This window comes from Streptomyces sp. NPDC031479 (assembly GCF_055581065.1).
Map to the genome: position 1 here is coordinate 1 of NZ_JBVIKC010000011.1, position 21,379 is coordinate 21,379.

The 21,379-nt window shown below is 70.5% G+C and carries 17 protein-coding genes; 15 read left to right on the forward strand and 2 right to left on the reverse strand.

Annotated elements, in window-relative coordinates; genetic code table 11:
- Positions 1-136 precede the first annotated feature (136 nt).
- Together ACZ5D2_RS14630 and ACZ5D2_RS14635 are read right to left on the reverse strand one after the other, a co-directional pair.
- A complete protein-coding gene (locus tag ACZ5D2_RS14630) occupies positions 137-799 on the reverse strand; it encodes a potassium channel family protein (RefSeq protein ID WP_266842943.1) in 663 nt (220 codons plus the stop codon).
- Positions 796-1,464 (reverse strand): potassium channel family protein, encoded by a 669-nt coding sequence (locus tag ACZ5D2_RS14635; protein WP_266842945.1) that lies wholly within the window; start codon positions 1,462-1,464, stop codon positions 796-798. The genes ACZ5D2_RS14630 and ACZ5D2_RS14635 overlap by 4 nt, the downstream gene beginning before the upstream one ends.
- Positions 1,465-1,675: 211 nt before the next feature.
- Between ACZ5D2_RS14635 and ACZ5D2_RS14640 the strand changes: the two genes are divergently transcribed.
- The 15 genes from ACZ5D2_RS14640 (at position 1,676) to ACZ5D2_RS14710 (ending at position 21,314) form a co-directional block, all read left to right on the forward strand.
- On the forward strand, positions 1,676-3,730 hold the full coding sequence (locus ACZ5D2_RS14640) for an APC family permease (RefSeq protein ID WP_266842947.1): 2,055 nt from the start codon (positions 1,676-1,678) through the stop codon (positions 3,728-3,730).
- Positions 3,731-3,837: 107 nt separating this feature from the next.
- A complete protein-coding gene (locus tag ACZ5D2_RS14645) occupies positions 3,838-5,169 on the forward strand; it encodes a class I SAM-dependent RNA methyltransferase (protein ID WP_468929329.1) in 1,332 nt (443 codons plus the stop codon).
- A 295-nt stretch (positions 5,170-5,464) separates the two neighbouring features.
- Complete coding sequence (locus ACZ5D2_RS14650; RefSeq protein ID WP_468929332.1) at positions 5,465-5,977, forward strand: hypothetical protein; 513 nt, start codon at positions 5,465-5,467, stop codon at positions 5,975-5,977.
- A gap of 1,306 nt (positions 5,978-7,283) precedes the next feature.
- A complete protein-coding gene (locus ACZ5D2_RS14655; RefSeq protein ID WP_468929335.1) occupies positions 7,284-7,430 on the forward strand; it encodes a thiocillin family RiPP in 147 nt (48 codons plus the stop codon).
- A 47-nt stretch (positions 7,431-7,477) separates the two neighbouring features.
- Positions 7,478-7,639, forward strand: a complete 162-nt coding sequence (locus ACZ5D2_RS14660; protein ID WP_371676270.1) for a RiPP peptide — start codon at positions 7,478-7,480, stop codon at positions 7,637-7,639.
- A 54-nt stretch (positions 7,640-7,693) separates the two neighbouring features.
- Positions 7,694-7,852 (forward strand): thiocillin family RiPP, encoded by a 159-nt coding sequence (locus ACZ5D2_RS14665; protein ID WP_371676269.1) that lies wholly within the window; start codon positions 7,694-7,696, stop codon positions 7,850-7,852.
- A 25-nt stretch (positions 7,853-7,877) separates the two neighbouring features.
- Positions 7,878-8,045 carry a thiocillin family RiPP gene (locus ACZ5D2_RS14670; RefSeq protein WP_371676268.1) on the forward strand — a complete coding sequence of 56 codons (168 nt, stop codon included), beginning with the start codon at positions 7,878-7,880 and terminating at the stop codon, positions 8,043-8,045.
- A 166-nt stretch (positions 8,046-8,211) separates the two neighbouring features.
- Entirely contained in the window at positions 8,212-8,379 is a 168-nt protein-coding gene (locus ACZ5D2_RS14675) for a hypothetical protein (RefSeq protein WP_371676267.1), read from the forward strand.
- Between the two features lie 140 nt (positions 8,380-8,519).
- Entirely contained in the window at positions 8,520-9,752 is a 1,233-nt protein-coding gene (locus ACZ5D2_RS14680; protein WP_371676266.1) for a cytochrome P450, read from the forward strand.
- A 2-nt stretch (positions 9,753-9,754) separates the two neighbouring features.
- Positions 9,755-12,025, forward strand: a complete 2,271-nt coding sequence (locus ACZ5D2_RS14685) for an ATP-binding cassette domain-containing protein (RefSeq protein WP_371676265.1) — start codon at positions 9,755-9,757, stop codon at positions 12,023-12,025.
- A gap of 1,157 nt (positions 12,026-13,182) precedes the next feature.
- Positions 13,183-14,079, forward strand: coding sequence for an ATP-binding cassette domain-containing protein (locus ACZ5D2_RS14690; protein ID WP_468929532.1), 897 nt, complete (start codon positions 13,183-13,185; stop codon positions 14,077-14,079).
- A 20-nt stretch (positions 14,080-14,099) separates the two neighbouring features.
- On the forward strand, positions 14,100-16,385 hold the full coding sequence (locus ACZ5D2_RS14695; RefSeq protein WP_371676263.1) for a TOMM precursor leader peptide-binding protein: 2,286 nt from the start codon (positions 14,100-14,102) through the stop codon (positions 16,383-16,385).
- Positions 16,385-17,917 carry a SagB/ThcOx family dehydrogenase gene (locus tag ACZ5D2_RS14700; protein ID WP_371676262.1) on the forward strand — a complete coding sequence of 511 codons (1,533 nt, stop codon included), beginning with the start codon at positions 16,385-16,387 and terminating at the stop codon, positions 17,915-17,917. Before ACZ5D2_RS14695 ends, ACZ5D2_RS14700 begins: the two co-directional genes overlap by 1 nt.
- 35 nt (positions 17,918-17,952) lie before the next feature.
- Positions 17,953-20,397: a lantibiotic dehydratase gene (locus ACZ5D2_RS14705; protein WP_371676261.1), complete on the forward strand. Its 2,445-nt coding sequence runs from the start codon at positions 17,953-17,955 to the stop codon at positions 20,395-20,397.
- Positions 20,394-21,314: a thiopeptide-type bacteriocin biosynthesis protein gene (locus tag ACZ5D2_RS14710; RefSeq protein ID WP_371676260.1), complete on the forward strand. Its 921-nt coding sequence runs from the start codon at positions 20,394-20,396 to the stop codon at positions 21,312-21,314. Before ACZ5D2_RS14705 ends, ACZ5D2_RS14710 begins: the two co-directional genes overlap by 4 nt.
- Positions 21,315-21,379 lie beyond the last annotated feature (65 nt).

Here is a 21,379-nt window from a genome sequence, read left to right on the forward strand (position 1 = left end):
TGGCAAGGGCCGCCGCGCGGGAGTGAGGTGTCGAACACCCCCCGCGCCCGGCGCCCGGCGTTTGGCCACGGCCACGGACACGGCGAAGGGGCGGGGAGACCGGATGGTCTCCCCGCCCCTTCGCCGTACGGGTACCTCAGTGACGGGCCTGGAGGAGGTCCTCCAGCTGCTCCTCGCGGGCCTGGGCGGCCACGAAGAGGAGCTCGTCGCCGGGCTCCAGGGTCTCCTCGCCGTGCGGCGTGAGCACCCGGTTGCCCCGGATGATCGTGACGAGCGAGGTGTCCTCCGGCCAGGAGATCTCGCTGATCTGGGTGCCCGCGACCGAGGAGTCGGCCGGCAGGGTCAGCTCGACGAGGTTGGCGTCGCCGTGACTGAAGCGCAGCAGCCGTACCAGGTCGCCGACGCTGACGGCCTCCTCGACGAGGGCCGACATCAGGCGCGGGGTGGACACCGCCACGTCGACGCCCCAGGACTCGTTGAAGAGCCACTCGTTCTTCGGGTTGTTGACCCGCGCCACGACCCGGGGGACCCCGTACTCGGTCTTGGCGAGGAGCGAGACGACCAGGTTGACCTTGTCGTCACCGGTGGCGGCGATGACCACGTTGCAGCGTTGCAGCGCGGCCTCGTCCAGCGAGGTGATCTCGCAGGCGTCGGCCAGGAGCCACTCGGCCTGGGGGACCCGCTCCACCGAGATGGCGGTCGGCGCCTTGTCCACGAGGAGCACCTCGTGGCCGTTCTCCAGCAGCTCGCCCGCGATGGAGCGGCCCACGGCGCCGGCTCCGGCGATCGCGACCCTCATGCGTGTGCCTCCTCGGGCCCCTCGGCGAAGGCCGCCTCAACCTTGTCGATCTCGTCCGTGCGCATCATCACGTGGACGAGGTCGCCCTCCTGCAGGACCGTCTGCGAAGTCGGCAGCATCGCCTCGCCCAGGCGGGTGAGGAACGCGACACGCACGCCCGTCTCCTCCTGGAGCTTGCTCACCTTGTGCCCGATCCAGGCGGCGGAGGTGTGCACCTCCGCGAGCTGCACACCGCCGCTGGGGTCGCGCCACAGCGGCTCGGCACCCGAGGGCAGGAGGCGCCGCAGCATCTGGTCGGCGGTCCACCGCACGGTCGCGACGGTGGGGATGCCGAGGCGCTGGTAGACCTCCGCGCGCTTGGGGTCGTAGATGCGGGCGGCGACGTTCTCGACGCCGAACATCTCCCGGGCCACGCGGGCGGCGATGATGTTGGAATTGTCACCACTGCTGACCGCGGCGAAGGCGCCCGCGTCCTCGATCCCGGCCTCCCGCAGGGTGTCCTGGTCGAAGCCGACCCCGGTGACCCGGCGGCCGCCGAAGGAAGCCCCGAGCCGGCGGAATGCGGTGGGGTCCTGGTCGACGACCGCGACCGTATGCCCCTGCTGTTCCAGGGTCTGCGCGAGGGCGGAGCCCACTCTTCCGCAGCCCATAATGACGATGTGCACGGCCGTCCTTCCGGCTGACAGCGGCTCGCTGGTTACCAGCCTCATTGCATGCTCTGGCTAAACAGGGTCTCAGACCATGGCCCAAGCTACACACGGGCGGTCACCAGTGTGGCCTTTTGGGGTTCGTGGGGTGCCGTATTGGGGGCCCGTCGCCACGGATAAGGGGGCGGGGGGTTCGTCAGCCGGATTTCGAACGCTTACGATCCTCTGCGTGTCCAAACTGACCGACGTGCCCAAACGGATCCTGATTGGCCGGGCGCTACGCAGCGACCGCCTCGGGGAAACCCTCCTCCCCAAGCGGATCGCCCTTCCTGTGTTCGCATCCGACCCGCTCTCCTCGGTGGCCTATGCCCCGGGCGAGGTACTGCTGGTCCTGTCGATCGCGGGTGTGTCGGCGTACCACTTCAGCCCATGGATCGCGGTCGCGGTCGTCGTGCTGATGTTCACGGTGGTCGCCTCCTACCGGCAGAACGTCCACGCGTACCCGAGCGGCGGCGGTGACTACGAGGTCGCCAACACCAACCTCGGGCCCAGGGCCGGTCTCACCGTGGCGAGCGCCCTGCTCGTCGACTACGTGCTCACCGTGGCCGTATCGATCTCCTCCGGCGTCGAGAATCTCGGCTCCGCCGTCGATTTCGTCATCGAGCACAAGGTGCTCTCGGCGATGATCATGATTCTGCTCCTCACGCTGATGAATCTGCGCGGGGTCAAGGAATCCGGGAAACTCTTCGCCATTCCGACGTACGTGTTCGTCGGGGCCGTCTTCGTGATGATCGCGTGGGGCGCCTGGCGCGGCCTCGTGCTGGGCGACACCATGGAGGCACCCACCGCCGGCCTGGAGATCAAGGCGGAGCACCAGGGGCTGGCGGGCTTCGCGCTGGTCTTCCTGCTGCTGCGGGCCTTCTCCTCCGGCTGTGCCGCCCTGACCGGCGTCGAGGCGATCAGCAACGGCGTGCCCGCCTTCCGCAAGCCCAAGAGCAAGAACGCCGCCACCACCCTCGCCCTCATGGGCGCCCTGGCCGTCACGATGTTCTGCGGGATCATCGGGCTGGCCATGGCCACCGACGTGAAGATGGCCGAGGCCCCCGCGACCAACCTGCTGGACAACGGCGTCCCGGTCGGCGACTCCTTCGTCCAGCACCCGGTGATCTCCCAGGTCGCCGAGGCCGTCTTCGGCAACGGCAGCTTCCTGTTCATCCTGCTGGCGACCGCCACCGCGCTCGTCCTGTTCCTGGCCGCGAACACCGCGTACAACGGCTTCCCGCTGCTCGGCTCGATCCTCGCCCAGGACCGCTACCTGCCCCGCCAGCTGCACACCCGCGGCGACCGGCTCGCCTTCTCGAACGGCATCGTGCTGCTCGCGGGCGCCGCCATGCTGCTCGTGTGGATCTACGACGCCGACTCCACCAAGCTGATCCAGCTCTACATCGTGGGTGTCTTCGTCTCCTTCACGCTGAGCCAGATCGGCATGGTCCGGCACTGGAACCGCCACCTGCGCAGCGAGCGCGACCAGGCCGCCCGCCGCCGGATGCAGCGCTCGCGGGCCATCAACACCTTCGGCGCCTTCTTCACCGGCATGGTGCTGGTCGTCGTCCTGGCCACGAAGTTCACCCACGGCGCCTGGGTCGCCCTGCTCGGCATGGTGATCTTCTACGGAACCATGACCGCGATCCGCAAGCACTACGACCGGGTCGCCAACGAGATCGCCGCCGCCGAGGGCCCCAGCGACGACAGCGTGCGCCCCTCCCGGGTCCACTCGATCGTCCTGGTCTCCAAGGTCCACAAGCCCACCCTGCGCGCCCTCGCGTTCGCCAAGCTGACCCGCTCGGACACCCTGGAGGCGCTCAGCATCAGCGTCGACGCTGACGAGACCAAGGCGCTGAAGGCCGAGTGGGAGCGGCGCGGGATCAACGTCCCGCTGAAGATCCTCGACTCTCCGTACCGCGAGATCACCCGGCCGGTCGTCGAGTACGTCAAGGGGCTGCGCAGCGAGAACCCGCGCGACGCCGTCAGCGTCTACATCCCCGAGTACGTCGTCGGCCGCTGGTACGAGCACCTGCTGCACAACCAGAGCGCGCTGCGCCTCAAGGGCCGCCTGCTCTTCACTCCGGGTGTGATGGTCACCTCGGTGCCCTACCAGCTGGAGTCCTCGGAGCTCGCCAAGCGGCGGGCCAAGAAGCGCCAGGACTGGAACGCCCCGGGCGCGGTGCGCCGCGGTCCCGTCGACACTCCGCGCCCGCGGCCGAAGGACCCGGCGGGCAAGTAGCGCCGGAAGGGATGGTGAACGGCCGGACGAGATCCACGTAAACTGGTGGGTCGGTCGTCCGGCCGTTTCCCTTTGTCTTCACCTTGACCTCCTGGAGCCTCCCCACCATGACCGAGCAGAACGAGAAGCAGTCACTGGTCGGGGAGGAGTACGAGGTCGAGGTCGGTCCCGTCGCGCACGGAGGCCACTGCATCGCCCGCACCGCCGACGGCCGCGTCCTGTTCGTCCGCCACACCCTCCCGGGAGAGAAGGTCATCGCCCGTGTGACGGAGGGCGAGTCCGACTCCCGCTTCCTGCGGGCCGACGCGATCACGGTCCTCGACGCCTCCAAGGACCGCGTCGAGGCCCCCTGCCCGTACGCCGGCCCCGGCAAGTGCGGCGGCTGCGACTGGCAGCACGCCAAGCCGGGAGCCCAGCGCCGGCTCAAGGGCGAGGTCGTCGCCGAGCAGCTGAAGCGGCTCGCCGGCCTCACCCCGGAGGAGGCCGGCTGGGACGGCACCGTCATGCCGGCCGAGGGCGACAAGCTGCCGGCCGGGCAGGTCCCGCAGTGGCGCACCCGCGTCCAGTTCGCGATCGACGAGGACGGCAACGCGGGCCTGCGCAAGCACCGCTCGCACGACATCGAGCTGATCGACCACTGCATGATCGCGGCCCCGGGCGTCTCGGAACTCGGCATCGAGAAGCAGGACTGGCCCCAGATGGCGTCGGTCGAGGCCATCGCGGCCTCCGGCTCGAACGACCGCCAGGTGGTCCTGACCCCGCGCCCCGGCGGCCGCCTGCCCCTCGTGGAACTCGACAAGCCGGTCTCGGTCCTCCGGGTCGAGGAGAAGGACGGCGGCGTCCACCGCGTCCACGGCCGTCCCTTCGTCCGCGAGCGCGCCGACGGCCGTACGTACCGCGTCGGCATGGGCGGCTTCTGGCAGGTCCACCCGCAGGCCGCCGACACCCTGATCAAGGCCGTCATGCAGGGCCTGATGCCGCGCAAGGGCGAGATGGCCCTCGACCTGTACTGCGGCGTCGGCATCTTCGCGGGCGCCCTGGCGGAGCGCCTGGGCGACACCGGGGCCGTCCTCGGCATCGAGACGACGAAGCGCGCCGTCGAGGACGCCCGCCACAACCTGGCGGACTTCCCCCGGGTCCGCATCGAACAGGGCAAGGTCGAAGCCGTCCTCCCGAAGACCGGCATCACGGAATGCGACCTGGTCGTCCTGGACCCGCCTCGCGCTGGCGCCGGCAAGCAGACGGTCCGCCACATCGCGGGCCTCTCCGCCCGCCGCATCGCCTACGTGGCCTGCGACCCGGCGGCCCTGGCCCGCGACCTGGCGTACTTCGCCGACAACGGCTACAAGGTCCGCACGCTGCGCGTCTTCGACCTCTTCCCGATGACGCACCACGTGGAGTGCGTGGCGATCCTGGAGCCCATCGCAAAGGGTGTCTGACCCGTACCTTTACCCGGCGTGCGCGCCATGGGCGACTTCTTGAGGCGTGCCTGACGCGCGCCCGCCGTCTCCCCTGGCGGCGCATCAGCACGGAAGAGCCGCTTCTCGGACGGGACGTCGAACCCGGTTCGAGGGGCGGCTTTTCGCATGGGGAAGCCACCCGAGCTGCGCCGGCGGTTCGGGGACGGACTCCGCCGTCGCGTTCCGGTCCGATCCGTCAAGTGGTTCGGGGCATCCGGCTGGTCGATACGTGTTGGCCGACCGGGCAGAAGGTCGGGAGACTCAGGCTGTGAAGATGGGGATCTCTGGTTTCGAGCCGTCCTTCCTGGTCGGGCTCGACGCGGTTCGACAGGCGCACGGATCACGGCTGGCGGCGCTCGCCGGCAGGCGGTTGACGCGGTTCGCCGTGGTGCGTTTCGTCGAGGACGGGGACTGGTTCGCCGAGTGCCCGGTGGTGCTGGACTTCGACGGCGTCCAGGTGGAGGTCTGCCACTGGAAGTTCGACGAGCTCTCGATCGGCTGGGACACGATCGACACCGCGGCGGACATCGCCGGGTGGGAGTGGTCCGAACTGACGCCCCAGTGGTCTCAGCGCGATGGGCGCCTCGAACCGTTCGTCGGCCAGGAACTGCGCGAGGTCGCGCTCCTTGAGTGGCGGCCGGCAGGCCGTGACCTGGCGGCCGGAACGGTGACGGTGGAGTTCGCCTTCGCCGGGGGCTGTCTGCGGATCGTCAACGGACTCGACGAGAACCACATCGAGCTCGGTGGGGCCCAGCCGGACTACGTTCGGCACCGGCTGGGCCGATGAGTGCTACTGCCCCGTCTGTTTCCGGTTGATCTCCATGACCGGCAGCAGGGTGGCCCGAGCGAGGACCCCGATCTGCCGGGGAGCCGGCCCGGCCGGAGCGCCGGCGAATGCGGCCGACCCGGAGTAGGGGAGGACGCGCTCGCGCCGGGGCCGCAGCGAGCACCCGGTCCGCGCGACGTGGAAGACCCACCCCCAAGACCGCCCGCGGTGAGGTCAACGAACGTCTCAGCAGCGGGACATGGCAGATCTCGGGCACGGTCTCAGACGAGAGTGTGGCCGGCGGGACCACGCGCCGGTCGCCGCGTCCGTTGAATCGCCGGGGGCCGAGGAGTGGAGGCTCAACAGAATTGAGCCTCCGTTGAGGATTCACGAGGAAGTGGGAATTCGCGCGAGTCAAATTTCCCTGATCGGGGCCTGGAATCACAAAGAGGAAGTAAAGGGAGGTCAAGTGACGGCAGGGTTTCGGGAATTGAATGTGCAACTACCTGTGGAGTATGTCCGGATTGCCACTCTTTGCGTGTCGTCTTGCGTGCCGAGGTCTGCGGAAAATGTTCTGATTGTGTCCGAGTTTGTCCCCTTTCGGGGAGGGGTTTGGAGTGCTCGGGGCTGCAATTGACACGCCCCATTCGTGTTCGTAATGTTGCGAACACGCCAGGCGGAGACCAACGCCAAGGCGGGGCGCCCGTGCCAAACAAGCCGTCTGCACGGGTTCGAAACAAACTACGGGGGTAGTTCTGTGCACGGCGGGGACTCGGGTGGTTACGGCGGGGACAGTGGATCTGCGGGCGTTGTAGCCGGCAGTGGGTCCCAGGGTGGCGGCCACAAGACTTATAGGGATGACCTGCGAGAGTGGGCACCCATCTTCGGCATCAGCGCGGCGGTCATCGTGATCGGCCTGCTTGTTGTTGCCCTTTTCTGACAGGCTCTCCTGACTGCCGCCACGTCTGCGGCTTCGCGAAGCAGTGAGTGAAGCTCCTGCCTGCCTGCCTGTCTTCTGCCTGCCCATGCGGGCTCGTTGAGGCTCTCGCGAATGTCGTCGAGCGGGTACTCGTGATGGCGCGAAGTCATTTCGCCCTCCTCTGGCTCCTTCTCGTGTTCGCCGACGGTTTTCGGCATCTCCGGCCCGAGTCGGGCGGCGCGCGTCTCTCTGCGCTCCGGGAATTGCCTCTTTCGACTTCCCCACCCTTTCTCAGTGGTGCGGTTTCATTTCTCCATGCCCGTTCTGTGGTGCACTTCCGTGCGGCCTCTCCTCGGCATGGGAAAATTCCGGCGCGTCATGTGCCGACGGAATGGAGGTGGAAAAACAATGGAGAACAACACTCTGGATGCCCCGGTTCAGCACGAGGACATCGCTATCGAGGAACTCGCGGACACGGCCGGTGCGGGCACCGCGTTCTGTGTCGGGTCGGCTGGTTGCCCCAGCTCTGCCGGAACTGCGTCCAGCTTCGGCTAGAGGCCCTTTCCCGCCTGTATCGCGAATTTTGAGGGGAGGTGAAAAGCATGGAGAACACCCAGAACATCGAGATCGTCGAGGAGTTCGACGACATCGCCATCGAGGAGCTCGGTGACATGGCCGGTGCCGGTGGCACGACCAACACCGGTGGCACCTTCGGTTCGACCACCTGCCCCGCCTGCATCGGTACCGCGTTCAGCTGGAGCTGACGCGGACCTGCAAGGGCGCTGTGTGGACCCTCTGTTGTCGAGAGGAGGTGAACAGTGAACGACACCATCGCGGAAGCGGACCTCGACCTCTTCGAGGACGTAGCCATCGAGGAGCTGTCCGACGCCAGCGGCGCGGGCTGGTGCCTCGGCTCGGCCGGCACCTTCGGTTGCCCGAGCTCGGCCGGTTCGTACGGCACCACGACATCGCACTGACGTCTCGACGCGCTCAGGAGAACAAATGATCGACGATGGAATCCTCGCGGCCGAGCTGTCGGCCGGCCACACCGAGGACATCAGCATCGAGGACCTGACCGACGCCACGGGCGGCAGCTTCTGCCTCGGCACGGTCGGATGTGCGGGCTGCCCCTCTTCGGCCGGATCCGTCGGTACCGCCAGCTCTCACTGAGCCGCAAGGCCGCGGCCCGGCATCGCCAGGACGGACGTTTACGAGGTTCATGCAGAGAACCTCGTCCACGGGTCGATGGCGACGCCGGATGCCGTTGCCGGCACTTCTCAGTATGGCGGACCACGGCCTTCGCGGCCGACCCGATTCCCAGAAGGAGGTGAACTACATGAACTCTCTCGACGTCATGCGCAGCGAGATCGACGCCGCGGGCAACGCCCTGGCGGAGGACATCGCGATCGAGGAGCTGACCGAGGCGGGTGGCACCAACTGCTTCGGCACGCTCGGATCGATGGGCTGCCCGACCTGCTTCGGCACGTACGGCTGCGCCACCTGATGCACCGTCATCAGTGTGGCTGAGTAGCGCCTCGGGTGCTGCGCCCCGCCGCTGGATCACCGTCCAGCGGGACAACGGGGTGCAGCACCCGTCCAGTTTTGTTACGGCATGAAAGTGCCAGGCCGTTAAGGAATGTGGGAGTGTCAACGACTGAGAGTGCGCGACGCGTGTGGCGCTGGTTCGCCATGCAGGAGGACTCCGCCGCCGACAACACCGATCTCTTCGCGCAGCTGGTCACAGAATCGCCCGTTGTTCACTTTCCCGGGCTGTGGGTCATCTCGCGCCACGATCTGGTGGCGAAATTCAGCAACCATCCCGGGCTCACGATGGTCAGCCCCGACTTCCCGGCCGAGATGCGGGAAGAGAACCCGGACTTCACCGAGTTCTTCGGGAATTCGATGTCCGTGCGGGCGCCGGAGGACCACCGCAGGCTCCGCGGCGTACTCGCCCGGGAATTCACAGGGCGGTCCGTCGAGCGTCTGCGCGAGAAGATCTCCCACATCATCGACACGCTCCTGGCCGGCCCCACGGCCGAGGGCGGATGCGAGTTCGTGTCCCGCGTGGCGGTCCCTCTGCCCTCTCTGGTCACAGCGGCGCTGCTCGACCTGCCGGAGGAGGACTGGGCTCAGGTCACGACGTGGTCGCGGGGCATGCTGGCCCAGTTGGGCAAGAGCTTCCCCGGCAACCGGCCGACGGCGGATCCCATTTCCGTCGAGGGCTTCCGGGAGTTGCGCTCCTACGTCGAAGCGGTGGTCCGCGAGCGGGACGCGCTCAATGCCACCGACGTCATCTCTCGCCTCAACGCGTCGCGCCGCAGCGGCCAGCTGAGCCATGACGAAGTCGTCAACATGGTTCTGCTGCTCTTCATGACCGGGGTCGATACGGTCACCAGTGGCCTGACCAATGCCCTTCTCTGTCTGCTCACTCGGCCGGCGGAATGGCAGCGGGTTGCCGAGGACCCTGGGAAATGGGCTGCCCCAGCCTTTGCAGAATCGATCCGCCTGCGCGCGCCGGTCACCTTCGGGGCACGTGTCGCCGCGGAAGACCTCCCGATCGGAAATGTCGTCATACGCAAGGGGGAGATCGTGCTGCTCGCTTTCGCCTCCGCCAATCTCGACCCCCGCCGGTTCGAGGCGCCGCTGGAATTCCGCTGGGACCGCACCCAGAACGCCGGAATGTCGTTCGGTCACGGCGCCTATTTCTGCCTCGGTGCCGGGCTGGGCTCTCTCCAGTCCGAGTTGTTGCTCGCCCGGCTGGCCCAGGACGGCGTCGCCCTCGCGCAGACCGAGGACTCCCTTCCCTGGCGACGTGAGCTGACCTTCAACAGCCCCGCCGCCCTCCCCGTGCGGCTGGGATCCGGGCTGGAGGCGTGAGGATGCGCGACACGTCTTCCCCGAAGCGCGCGGTCGCCCGCCCGGTCAGAACCCGGCATGTGCGCCAGGTCGAGGAGGCCGACTGCGGAGCATCCTGCCTGTCGGTCCTCCTGGCCTGGTTCGGACGGCACGTGCCCTGGGGCGAGTTGCAGCAGGTGTGCGGGGGCGGACGCGACGGCGTGACGGCCGCCACCCTCATTCGCGCCGCCGCCCACTACGGACTGGCGGGAAGCGGCAAGCGGATCCGGCTGTCCGGCGACGACCAGGCCGACGCCAGGACCATGCGGTCCCTGGCGGCCCCCGCCATCCTCTTCGTCGGCGGCAACCACTTCGTGGTCCTGGACCACGTCTCCGAGCGGGGGGCCGTCAGCCTCAACGATCCGGCGATCGGCCACCGACTCATGCCGATGGCCGAGTTCCGTGCCTTCTTCAGCGGCATCGCCCTCGTCTTCACGCCCACGGAGGACTTCCGCCCGGCCGGGGTGCCGCACCGTTTGCGCGGCGACGTGCTGTCCTGGGCACGCCCGCGCCGTGGTCTGCTGGCCGGGGCGGTGATCGCCGGCACGTCGGCCGCCCTGGCGGCCGTGGCCACCGCACTGCTCATGCGGGCCGTCGTCACGGAGACGGCCCGTCCCGGCTCCGCCGGAGCCGGCACCATGCTGTGGGCCCTGGGGGGTGCGGCGGTCGCCGCGTTCACCGCGACCTGGATGCAGACCCGACTGCAGTCGGCGCTGCTGCGCCGCCTGTCGGTGGACCACTCCCGCTTCTTCGTACGGACGCTGCTGGATCTGCCCGCTTCCTTCTTCCAGCGGCGGTTCACGGGCGGGGTCGCGGCCAGAGTGCAGATCGCCGACACCATCGCCAACCAGCTCGCCGGCACCGTCGTACCGGTCTTCGTCGGCGGCGTGAGCATGGCGGTCGTGCTGGCCGTGCTGGCCTGGTTCGCCCCGGGTATCGCCGTGCTCGTGCTCTGCGGTGTCGGCTGCTCCATGGCGATCCTGCGGCGGGCCTCCACCGACGAGGCCTCCCGACAGGGCCGGCTGCTGGCCGAACAGGCCTCCCGGGACGGCGAGATGATCAGCGGCCTGAACATGATCGAGACATTGAAGGCTGAGGCCGCCACCACGGTGCTGCTCGATCGCTGGGAGCAGTCCCATGCCCGTGGTCTGGCCGTGGCGCACCAGTCCATGAGGTCGGCCCAGCGGATGCTGGGTACGGCCACGGTCGTCGACTCCCTCGTCTCCGTCGCCTCGGTGCTCTGGGCGGCCGCCGATGTCAGGCGGGGTGCCATGGCGCTGCCCGATCTGATGTCCGTCATCACCCTGGTCGGTGTCTTCCAGGCGTCGGCGGGCGCAGTGGCGCGCGGCGGTCTGTCGTTCGGGCAGTTGCGCGCCGGCTTCGCGGCCTTCGCCGACGTGGCCGGTTCGTCCGCCGGTTCGTCCGTCGGGCCGGACGATCCCGCGCGGCCGCCTCGAAGTGGCGAGACCACCGACGCGGCCCAGGCGGACGCGGTCCCCGTTGCCACCGGGACCGCGGCGCCCCGCACCGGCGCCGCCTCCGCACCCGCCGGCCGGCTCGAACTCGGCACCCTGGAATTCGGGTACGACGTCAACCGTCCGCCCCTGGTCCGCGGCGTCGACGTGCGGGTGCCGCCCGGCAGCCGCCTCGTGGTCGTCGGAGCCACGGGCAGCGGCAAGTCCACCCTGGCCCGTCTCGTCGTGGGAAGCAGCGCCCCGTGGGCCGGTTCGGTCACCCTCGACGGCATCCCGGTCACCGACCTGCCGCCCGGCTCCGTCGGCTACGTCAGCCAGCATCCCGTGCTCTTCGAGGGGAGCGTCGCCGAGAACGTCGCCTTCGGCGACGACGAGTTCGCCCCGGACCTGATCGACCAGGCCTTGGCCACCGCCTGCCTCGACGGGGTCGTAGCCCGCCGGGGAGGTCCGCGCGACGCCCGCGTGGAGCCGAACGGACAGAACTTCTCCGGCGGCGAGCGGCAGCGGCTCGCACTCGCCCGCGCCCTGTGCCGCCGACCCGCACTGCTGGTCCTGGACGAGGCGACGAGCGCGCTCGAAGGCCCTCTCGAAGCCAGGGTCGACGCCAACCTGCGCCGCCTGGGAACCACGACCGTGGTGGTGACCCACCGTCTCGGCATCGTGGAACCGGACGACCTGGTCCTCGTACTGCACCGCGGCGCACCCGCCCAGCTCGGTACGCACCGCGACCTGTCCGCCCGGCAGGGCCAGTACCGCGAACTGCTCGGAGCCAGCCGGTGACCCCGGCGGGAGAGGCGTGGGCCGCCCACCGGGACGCTCTGGAGCCGTTGCTCGCCGCCCTGGGCGTATCCGGGGAGGCGCTGCCGGACCGCTCGCCGGACGCCCCCGACCCGGTGGCCGCGGCCGCCGAGCGGTGCGGCGTCCGGGCCCACCGCGTGCCGGTCGGCGAGGCGCTCACCCGGCTGCCGAGGGTTCCCCTGCTCGCGTCCCGCGGCGGTGAACCGGTGGCACTGCTGCCCACCCGGCGGGGCTGGACCGCCGTCGCGGCAACGGGTGCGCCGGGACGTGCGCTGACGGCCGCCGACGCCAGGGGGTTCGACGAGAACTGCTGGGTCATGCGGCCCCGGCTGCCGCACACCGGGATCACGGGCCGTCGCCTGCTGCGGTTCTCCGTGCGCGGCGGCGCGATGCCCCTGACCGGTACGTTGCTGGGCGGCCTGCTGGCCGCGGTGCTGGCCTTCGCCGCCCCCATCGGCTCGATGCTGCTCATCACGGCGGTCCTCACCGACGACGACTCCCTCTTCGGCTGGACGTGTGCCGCGGTGCTCGGCGCCGTCCCGCTGGGCCGGCTGCTCGCCGAGATGCGCGACCGCTCCACCAGCGGACTGCAGACGCACATCGAGGCCGCCGTGGAACCGGCCGTCTGGGAGCGGGTGCTCAGTCTTCCGCTGCCCTTCCTGCGCCGCTATTCGAGCGTGCGGCTCCTCAACCACGCCGGGGGTATCGGCCGGCTGAGGTCCCTGCTGGGCCCCTCCGGCCTGGACGCCCTGCTGAGCGCGCTCTTCTCCGCCGTGGCGATCACTTTGCTCATGCTCGTCGACGGGGTGCTCGGTCTCGTCGCCGCGGCAGTCACCGCGGGCCTGCTGGCGCTGCTGGGATGGCTCTCGTGGGCACAGCAGAGGCACGACATGCGCGTGTACGACGCCGTGGAGAGCGTGCAGTCCACCGTCTATCCGGCGCTGCTCGGCATCGACGAGGTCCGCGCGTACGGAGCGCAGAAGCTGGTCTTCCGCAGGTGGTGGCAGGGGTTCGACGCCCAGAAGCGTGCCGACGACGCGGGCCTGCGCCATGCCGAGGTGTCGGCCGCGCTGATCGCCGCCGCGCTGCCGCTGCTGCTGTGCGTCCTCCTGCCGGTGGTCCAGTCGCGAGGCATCGGGATGACCGGCATCTGGGCGGTGTCCTTCGCCGGCGTCCAGCTGAACCTGGCGCTGAGCCGGCTGCCCGGCGTGCTCCAGGCGGTCTTCACGCTGCGCACCACCTACGCCCGGCTGGAACCCATCCTGTCGGCGGAGCCCGAGACGCCGCCCGCGGGCGTCGTGCCCGGCCGTCTCACCGGACGTGCCGAGCTGCGGGGGGTCACCTTCGGCTACCCGGGATCCGCGGAGCCGGTCCTGGACGGTGTCGACCTGACGGTGGCGCCCGGCGAGTTCCTGGCGGTCATCGGCGAGTCGGGTGCGGGCAAGTCCACCCTGCTGCGGCTGCTGCTGGGACTGGACCGGCCTGACGCCGGCGCCGTACTGCTGGACGGGCACGACCTCGCCGGGCTGGACCTCGGCGCGGTGCGCGGGCAGATCGGATACGTCCCGCAGGACAGCAAGGTGCTGCGCGGCACCGTCCGTTCGGTCATCCTCGGCAGCACCCTGGAGCACGACGAGGAAGCCGCCTGGCACGCCGCCGGGCTGGCCGGGATCGCAGAGGAGATCCGCGCCCTGCCGATGGGCATGGACACCCGGGTCACGGACGGCGAGTCCGGCTTCTCCGGCGGACAGCTGCAGCGCCTGCTGATCGCCAGGGCCCTCGTCGGCGAGCCGCGCATCCTGCTTCTCGACGAGGCCACCAGCGCGCTGGACAACGCCACACAGGACGAGATCAGCACGGCGATCGGGGCCCTCGGGATCACCCGGATCGTCGTCGCCCACCGCCTCAGCACCATCCGCCGGGCCGACCGCGTCGTGGTCGTCTCCGGCGGACGGATCACCGAATCCGGCAGTTACGACGCGTCGGCCGCACCCCGCGGCCTCTTCGCGGACCTCGACGCAACGACTTTGACGTGAGAAGGAAAGGCAACCGCACCATGACCAGCACCACAACCCGGTTCAAGAGGTACGTGCGCAGCACGACCGTGGCAGGGGACGGCGTCTACCTCACCACCGAGCGGTCCGGCCAGCTCCGGCTGGAAGGCCGGATGATCGAGCTCATGGCCCCGCTGCTGCAGGGCGGCCACACCCGCGAGGAGATCGCGGACCGGCTCTCGGGCGAGTTCTCGCCCGAGCGGGTCGGGCGCGCCCTGGACAAGCTCATCGCCGCCGGCCACGTCGTGGAGAGCGACGCCTCGGTCGACCCGCGCGCCGGGGGCTACTGGGAGCTGCTCGGCGTGAACGGCGACGAGGCCGTGCGTACGGTGCAGAACGCCGGTGTGGACGTAGTGGCTCTCGGCGACGTACGGGCCCAGTGGTTCACCGACGCGGCCGAGGCCTTCGGCATCCGTCTCGCGGACGCACCGGACAGCGCACTGACGGTCGTGCTGACCGACGACTACCTGCGGCCGGAACTGGACGACATCAACCGCCGGGCTCTCGCCGGCGGCAAGCCGTGGCTGCTGGTGAAGCCGGTCGGGGCGACGGTGTGGCTGGGGCCGGTCTTCCAGCCCGGCGTCAGCGCGTGTTACGAGTGCCTGCGCATACGGCTGGCCAACAAGCACATGCTGACCTCGTACCTCCGCCAGCGCGGCGTCCTCACCGACGTCCTGGTGAACTCGGTGACCGATGTGCCGGCCACCGTGGGGGTCGCCGCCCAACTGGCCGCCCTCGAAGCCGCGAAGTGGCTCGCCGGGGCCGTCGGCGGTGCCCTGCCCGGCACGGACGTCCCCCGCGACCAGGTCACGTCCCTCGACACGCTGACCCTGCGCACCGAGCAGCACCCGGTCACCCGGCGCCCGCAGTGCCCGGCCTGTGGCGACCCGGACCTCCAGGCGAAGCGGCAGCGGGGCCCGGTGGAACTGTCCAGCCAGGTCAAGGCCGTGGCATCGGACGGCGGCCACCGTGCCAAGGACCCGCAGGAGTTCCTCGACACCTTCCAGCACCTGGTCAGCCCGATCAGCGGCCCGGTGAGCAGCCTGGTCAAGGTTCCGCTGGACGTCGAAGGGCTCCACACGTACACGGCGGGACAGAACTTCGCCGTGCCGATGGCCAACGCCGCCGACCTGCGTGCCGGACTGCGCAGCGCCAGTTCCGGCAAGGGCATCAGCGACGTACAGGCCAGGGCGAGTGCCCTCGGCGAGGCGATCGAGCGGTACTCCGGGGTGTACCACCGGGACGAGGCGCGCATCACCAGCTCGTACGAGGAGCTCGGCGCCGACCGGGCCATCGAGCCCAACCTGCTCCACCAGTACAGCGACCGGCAGTTCGCGGACCGGCTCGAGTGGAACGCGCGGCCCTCGCACTTCCACTGGGTGTCGCCGCGGATGGACCCCGCCGAGCCGGTGGACTGGTCGCCGGTCTGGTCGCTGACCGAACAGCGCCACAAGTACCTGCCGACCTCGGCGCTGTACTTCTCGTACTCCAGCTCCGGCGAGGCGGTGCGCTTCAACGCGGGCGCCAACTCCAACGGGTGCGCGGCCGGCACGACCCTGGAGGACGCGATCCTGCAGGGCTTCTTCGAACTCGTCGAGCGGGACAGCGTCGCCATGTGGTGGTACCACCGGCTGCGGATGCCCCGGATCGACCTGGACAGCTTCGACGACCCGTACTTCCGCAAGTGGCAGGACCGCTACCGTTCGCTCGGCCGCGAGACGTGGGTGCTGGACGTCACCAACGACCTGGGCATCCCGTCGGTCGTCGCCGTGTCCCGTCGCACGGACAAGCCGGTGCAGGACGTCCTCTTCGCGCTCGGTTCGCACTTCGACATCAAGATCGCCATCGGGCGTGCGCTGTCCGAGATGAACCAGTTCCTGCCCGCCGTGATCGGCATGGGTGCGGACGGCTCCGGTACCTACGCCTACAACGACCCGGACCAGCTGAAGTGGTGGAAGACCGCGACCGTGGAGAACCAGCCGTACATGCGGCCGGCCGACGGGGTCGTACGGACCGCCGCCGACTACACCGAGCACCACTCGACGGACCTGCGCGAGGACGTACTGCGCGCGCAGCGTGCCGTCGAGGACAAGGGCATGGAAATGCTCGTCCTGGACCAGACACGGGTGGACATCGGCCTGCCGGTGGCCCGGGTCATCGTGCCGGGGATGCGTCACTTCTGGCCCCGCTACGCGCCCGGCCGCCTCTACGACGTACCGGTCGAACTGGGCTGGCTCGACCGCAAGCCCACCGAAGACGACCTCAACCCGATTGCGATGTTCCTCTGATGACCAACACGGATGTGATCCCGCACGGCCCGCTCACCGAGGCCACGGCCCTGCGCCAGGGCGTTCTCTGCGAGAACCGTGACTCCACGGTGCTGCTGTCGCTGCGCAACCAGACCGGGTACCGGCTGCGCGGGGTCACCCCCGGGATCCTGGGAGTGCTGGAGCGGCTCGCCCGCCACGCCGTGCCGACCGACCGGCTCGCCGCCGGTCTCGACACGCACGAGGAGCGCCAGCTCACCCGCGTGCTGGAGCGGATCTCGCCGTTCCTGGCCCGCTCCCTGATGTACCGGGACGTGGAGCTGATGGCGGTGGAGGCCACCGCCCCCGCCGAACCGTACGAGGTCGTCGACGTCCCCCTGGACGCCCCGGTCCGGCTGTCGAAGTTCGCGTTGCTGCGCCGGCGCGAGGGCGCGCTGGTGGTGGAGACACCGTTGACCGCCTACCGCTGCGTGCTCAGGTCGGCCGAGGCGGCCGCGGTCGCCTCCGCCCTGGGCGAGACGGCGACCGCCCGGGAGCTGGCCTCCGGGGAGCTGCCGGCCGAGGCCGTCGCCGCCGTGCTCGGGCACCTGGTCGGAGCGGGCTTCGCCGACCTGGGGACGCACCGGGACGGTTCGCCGGTCTTCGCCGCCGACGACGACGAGGTGCTGCGCCAGTGGGACTTCCACGACCTGTACTTCCACTCGCGCAGCCGCCTCGGCCGCACCGACGAACCGTACGGCGGCCGCTTCCCGTACGTCGGCACGATCGAACCGCTGCCGCCGGTCAAGCCGGCCCCGCCGGGCGAGCCCATCCCGCTGTTCCGTCCACTGCTCACCGACGTCCTCGCCAACGACCCGAGCCTCCTGGCCGTGATGGAAGGCCGGCAGTCGATCCGCAGTTACGGTGAGCGCCCGCTCGACGCGCGGCAGCTCGGCGAATTCCTCTACCGGACGGCGCGCGTCCGCGGCACCTACGGGCCGCGTCCGGACCAGAAGATGCCGTACGCCGGCTCGACCAGGCCCTATCCGTGCGGCGGGGCGGCCTACGAGCTGGAGCTGTACCTGACCATCAGGCGCTGCGAGGGCATCGAGCCGGGCATCTACCACTACGACGCGCTGGACCACTGCCTGCGTCTGGTGAACGCCGACCCGGGCCTGCGGCAGAACCTGCTCGACGTCGGATCCCTCTCCACCGGAGGCGAGGCGGTCCCGGACGTGCTCATCACGATGACGTCGAGGTTCCAGCGGCTCTCGTGGAAGTACCAGTCCATCGCCTACGCCGTGACGCTCAAGCACGCCGGTGTCCTCTACCAGACGCTGTACCTGGTGGCCACCGCCATGGGGCTCGCCGCCTGCGGACTCGGCAGCGGGAACTCCGAGCTGGCCGAGCGCGCCTTCGGACTCGATCCCCTCAAGGAGTCGGCCGTCGGCGAGTTCCTGCTGGGCAGCGCGCCGCAGATCAGGCCGCTCGGGGAGAGCGCTCGTCACGCCGCCGACTGGCGTCCGGGCAACGACCCGCAGTGGCAGCAGGAAGTGCGGCACCTGCTCCCTTGAGCAGGGCACGGAATCGAGAGCGAGGGAACTCCGTCATGGTGGACAGTGCGCCGATTGTGGTGTCCCGGGTCTGCGGACTGCCGGTGAGGGCGTTGGAGGCACTGCGGGCCGAGGAGACGCTCTCCCTGGTGCGCAAGGCGTTGGACCGCGAGGACCGCGCCGAACGGATCACCGAGGCCGTGGCCGACGATCTGCACCGGCTGGTGCCGACCGACGGGCTCGACCGGGCGGTCCGCAGGGGCGCGCTGCGCTTGCGCCGCGACGTGCACAACCTGCGGCTGACCGGGGCGACGGAGCAGGCGGCCGCGCTGGTCGCCCCCTGGCTCGACGGCGAGGCCCGAGACCGGCTGGAGCTGTGGTGCGCGGCGGTCCGGGAGCGGGCCGCACTGGTGGCACGGGCCGAGCGGGTGGCGGACAAGGAGATCGCGGACGCCGGGACCGCCATGACGGGCCTGCTGCGGGAGGAGCGGATCGCGCGCGGCCTCTCGCTGGCCAGCCCCTCCTTCACCCTTGAGCTCTTGGGGCACCGTGCCGGCAGGGCTCCCGCGTGGGATTCCCGGCTGGCACGCAGCGCCGCGGCGTATCTGTCGCGCGCCGCCGTCAAGCCCAGCCCGTTCGGCACCTTGACCACCGTCGGTGTGGCCGAGTGGCACGGCGGCCAGGCGGCGGCGTACCCGTCGCTCCCCGCCCGGGTGGTCTCCTCCTCCCGGGCGGCGGCGCTGGATCTGCTGCGCTCCTGGGTCGGTCACCCGGACGCGCCCGCGGGTCTGCGGCTGCTCGCCAACCCGAGCGTGCGGGCCGTCGGCGGAAGTGAACTCGCCGCCCTCCCGCTGTACTGCCACGCGGGCGGGGTCTACCTGCGTGCGGACGAGATCACCGATGTGGTCGAGGTACGGGGGAGGCTGAGTGCCCTGCCCGCCGGCCCGGTATCCGTCGCCGAGGCCATCGCGGCCCTTGAGGAGTTCGGGGCGGACGCCGCCTCCGTGCGGCGGCTGGTGGCCATGGGCGTGCTCCTCCCGGTCACCCCGTGGAGTGCCGGCGAGGGCCGCCACTTCACCGCGCTGGGACGCACCACCGGGCAGGCGCCCGGACCGGTCGCGGAGGCGGTCCGGGCCCTGGCCCGGGCGGAGGAGCTCGTGGCAGGTGACGCCGACGCGGGGGAGCGCGCCCGGGCGGTCACCCGGGCCCGTACCACCCTGGTGGAGGCCTGCCGTGCCCAGGACCGTCGGCCGCCCGACTGGCTGGCCGGTGCGGGGCTTGTGCACGAGGCAGTCGCCCATGACCCGCTTGCGAGCCCGAGGCTGGGCGAAGCCGTAAGGGCGGATCTGCACACCGCCGCCTCGGCGCTCACGCCGTCGATCCGGCGTGCGGCCCTGTACGACAGGATGCTCGGCCACTTCACACGGTGGTACGGCACGGGCGGAACGTCCGACCTGCTCTCCTTCTGCTACCGGTTCCTGGCCGCCGCTCCGGCGACGACGTGGCAGCCGGTGCCCGGCCTGCCGGTCGGCGCCGTGCCGACGGAGGGGCAGATGCGCGGTGACCGGACGCTGAGCCGGCCGAGCCACGTCGTCTTCTTCCAGGTGGCCGCGGGATCGGCCGAGCAGGTGGAGAGGGGTGACCACCTCCTGGTGGTCAACCGGGTCCACAGCGGCTTCCCCGGCATGGTCGGCCGATGGGCGGCGATCCCCGCCCTGCGCAGCGGGATCGACGACGCACTGACGCGGTGGCTGAGTGATCTCCATCCCGGCTGCCGGGTGTACCAGATGTCCGCGCACGCGGACTGGATCGAGTTCCAGCGCCCCGCTCTGCGCGGACTGCCGCGCGTCGGGTGGGGACCCGAACTGGCCGAGGCCGACGGCGGGACACAGGACCTGCGGGGATTCACCCTGGCCCACGATCCCGTCACGCACACGTTCCAGGTCCGGGACGCCCGTGCGGATCCGGCGGCGTTCGCCTACCTGGGGGCCGTCCCGGTGGCCTCGCTCCACGGGGTGGACCGCCTGCTGGCGACGCTGAGCGACCCCTGGGTCCTCGACACCGGCGACACCGGCGACACCGACGGTGCCGGTGGTGCCGGAGCGCCCTCGTCCTACCGGCCGCGCCTCCAGCGGGGCCGGATCGTCATGCGCCGGGCGTCGTGGCTGGTGGCCCCCGGCGAACTGCCCCGCCCGGGCCGGGGCCGGTCACCGGTGGACTTCCTGCTGGAGGTGGAGCGCTGGCGCGCCCGACTGGGCCTGCCGGACGAGGTCTTCCTCTCCCGCGTCACCGATCACGAGGGCATCCACCACAAGCCCCAGTGGGTCGGCTTCGACCACCCGCACGCCGTGTGGGCGGCCTTTCGGCAGATCGACGACGCCACCGCCTCGGTGGAGATCACCGAGGCGCTGCCCGCCCGCGACGGGCACTGGGCGGCCGACCCGCACCACCCCGCGGCGGCGACCGAATTCATCGCGATGCTGAGGCAGGACGGCCAGTGAGTGATCAGCAGGAATGGCTCTACTACCGGGTGTACGTGGCGAGCATCGCCGAGATACGTGACCTGGTGGAACAGGTGGTCGGCCCGGCCGTGCGCCGCTTCACCGCCGAGGACCCCGCACTGCGCTGGTTCTTCCTCCAGTACGTCGACCTGATCGGTCTCCAGCTGCGCCTGCGGCTGAGGGGCACGCCCGATCGACTGGCCCGATACGAAAGGGAGCTGGACCAGGACTTCCGTCGGGCGCTGGACGTCCTCGCCGCCGCGGACGGACCGCGCGGACCGCTGGCCGCCCACCGTATGGTCACCAAGCGCCTCTACGAGCCGGAGCACGGCAAGTTCGGCGGCCCCGCCGGGGTGGCGCTGGCCGAGCGTCTGATGCAGTGCGGCAGCGAGGCGGCGCTGGTCTGCTCCAGCCCGCGGCTGCGTCCGTTGCGCACCTCCCTCGCGGCGGCCCACACCGAGTTGATGGTCGCCCGGCTGCCCGCCGCGACGCGTACCTCTTTCCTGCACCAGTACGCGTGGTACTGGTCCGGGCGCGGCCGGCTCGACGCGCCGTTCGGCCGTACGCTCCCCGGGCTCTCGCCGGGCGACCCCGTGGCGATCCGGCGTACCGCCGTACTGCGCACACAGATCGACCAGGTGCTGCAAGTGCCCGCTCTGCGAGAGGCGTTGACCGGGTACGCGGACGAGTTCTGGCTCCGGGTGCGGCGGGCGGGGCTCCCCCGCCCCGACTACCTGACCGCGTTCCACCACATCCACCTGATGAACAACCGCCTGGGGGTCGTGCCCGGCGAGGAGATGCAGATCGCGCGGCTCCTGTGGCTGGAGGGACTGCGGAAGCCGCGGGCCGCCGCCACCGTGGATCCGGCCGCGGCCCGTGATCGCGAGCCGCTCCCGCTTCCCGGCCCCGCCGCATGACAAAGGTCATGCCCGGCCCCACGCGAACTCCATCCGCAACCCGTGAGGCTCTGCCCTGGCAGGCG